Below are 2,522 nucleotides of genomic sequence, written 5' to 3' on the forward strand. Positions count from 1 at the left end.
GAATATTACGTTGACGAACATGTTGTGAATAGAGATGCAGACGTGTATCGGTATCTAAGCCAAAGGAAATTGAAGGAGCAATTGCCCAGCTATTGTTTTCAAGATAATCACGACCTTCAACACCGCCGTCTTGTCCCATCGCATTTAAGCGAATTGCCACGCCATCATTAATGACCTGATTAATATCAGCGGTGAGACGAGCATGTTCAGCAGTATTGTAGGTGGCAGAAACTTCACGGCTATTTTCAGTCTGAGGAAGTTTTGTGGCCAAGTTAATATAACCTGATGCCGATCCACGTCCTGCTTCTGCGCCAGAAGGGCCTTTGACGACTTCAATCTGTTCCAGATTATATACATCCCGAGTAACAGCACCCAGATCACGAATACCATCGACATAGGTCGACGTTTGAGTTGAAAAACCACGCATTTGGAAAGCATCGCCGGCACTGGTATTGCCATTTTCACCGAGCTGCAGGGTAATTCCCGGCGTATTTCTTAAGGCTTCAACTAGGGAGGTTGCACCTTGTTCTTTTAATAATTCTTTTTTAATGACTGAAACGGTTTGCGGGGTATCTACCAGAGGTTGAGTGTGTTTGGGCGAACTCACCTTATCCGCTTTATATTTATTTTGTGCATCTGACTTTACTGTAATGGTTGGAAGCTGAGTGACACCTTGTGTATTTGCTGCATGAGCCATGAGAGGGAGAGATGCGGCTAAAGCAACCAGTTGCGCATTTCGATTATGTTTACGGCTTTTAATCTGTGCTATGGTGGCTAATCCCTAATATCGTATATGACAGAATTCCATTGCTGCCTTGCCACTTTTAAAGTCGGCAAAATAGCAGCAAAAGTGGAGATATTGTTATGGCCTGTAACAATTGATACGAATTATAATGATAATTATTATCATTAGCAATAGTTGTGGTGAGTATTTAATTATCATGAAAATGGTTGAAAAGATGACTTAACTCAAGCTTGTTCATTAGATAAAGCAATCATGCTCAAAGGGAAAACGATACGATGACAATCAAATCTGGCTCACAGATAAAGCGGATATTCTTATATTTATAAGTCATTGATTAGGCTAGCCGATATCAACTCTCGGCCGTCCATTTAATTTTTGGGGGTTAAAAGAATTACAGTTCAGCCCATTTACGCATTAAATTATGATAAAGATTGGTCAGCTTGATCACTTCATCATGCTGATCACCCAGCTGCATACGCAGGTTCTGAATACTTTGATCAAGATTGAAGAGCATATGACGTTCAGCTTCATCACGAATCATGCTTTGCACCCAAAAGAATGATGCAATACGGCAACCGGAGGTTACTGGCGTGACTTCATGCAAACTGGTTGAAGGGTAGAGAATCATATCCCCTGCAGGAAGTTTGACCTCATGGTAGCCATAAGTGTCTTCTACGACTAAATCCCCGCCTTCATATTCTTCTGGCTCGCTTAAAAAAACCGTACAGGACAGGTCTGTTCGTAAGCGTTCATTGGTTCCACGAATTCGGCGAATTGAATTGTCGACATGAAAACCGAAGGCTTCATTGTTTTCATAACGGTTAAACAGGGGAGGAATGATATCTAAAGGAATGGCGGCAGACAGGAATAAAGGATGTTGTCCTAATGATTCTAAAATAATCGTACTTAAATGATGGGTTAAGGGAAGATCTTCCGGAAGTTGTTGGTTTTGTTTAACTGTAGCTGAAAGTGTACCCGCAGTGACTTTGCCATTCACCCATTCAATTTTATTCATTTCTTCACGGAAATATTGAACTTGTTCTTTACTCAGTACGTTAGGAATATGATGGATCACGGCAATACACCTTTGGAAGAATGAATTCTTTTAGCTATAAAAATAGCCTCATTATTATGAGGCTATTTTAGATTAAATCCATAATTAATTAATGGTTTTAATTGAGCTTAGTATTTGAAGTTTAAAGACAATACAGCGCTACGGCCTTCTGCTTCAGTTGCATAGTGAGATGCATATGCTTTAGTGAAATAGCGTTCATCAGATAGGTTGTTTACGTTCAATTGTAAATCCACATTTTTGTTTACGTTGTAACGTGCCATGGCATCGTAACGTACGTAACCTGGAACAAACTTGGTATTAGTCGCATTACCATAGACTTTATCCATAGCAACCGCGCCAGCACCCAATGTTAATTGTGGTAATACTTGGTAAGTTGTCCAAAGTGTTGCTGAATTTTTTGCAACGTTTTGAACTTGATTACCATTACTTCTGTTTGAAATATAGATAGGTGCAGCTGTAGTACCAATGTTTTCATAACCACCATCAACCAACTCGCTGTCTAAATAAGTATAACCAGCAGATACAGCCCATTTTTCAGTGATATTACCGCTAGCACCCAATTCAATACCATCAACACGAGTTTCACCAATATTGCTGGTTGTGCCATCGTCTGCTGTTGCACGGGTATTGGTTTTTTCAGTACGGAAAATGGCTGCAGTCAGGTTGAGCTTGTCATTTAAGACATCCCATTTAGTCCCTAAC

General features: G+C 40.3%; 3 protein-coding genes. All 3 read right to left on the reverse strand.

The features are described from left to right. Positions 1-769, reverse strand: a 769-nt coding sequence (locus WAK81_RS13555; protein WP_422197558.1) for a TonB-dependent receptor plug domain-containing protein, incomplete at its 3' end; no start/stop codon positions are given. Positions 770-1,136: 367 nt separating this feature from the next. Next, entirely contained in the window at positions 1,137-1,820 is a 684-nt protein-coding gene (locus WAK81_RS13560; protein ID WP_131287353.1) for a Fe2+-dependent dioxygenase, read from the reverse strand. A 107-nt stretch (positions 1,821-1,927) separates the two neighbouring features. Continuing rightward, positions 1,928-2,522: TonB-dependent receptor (locus WAK81_RS13565; RefSeq protein WP_422197556.1), on the reverse strand; the 595-nt coding region annotated here is incomplete at its 5' end.

The sequence above is a fragment of the Acinetobacter sp. genome, assembly GCF_049284435.1.
Lineage (GTDB): Bacteria > Pseudomonadota > Gammaproteobacteria > Pseudomonadales > Moraxellaceae > Acinetobacter.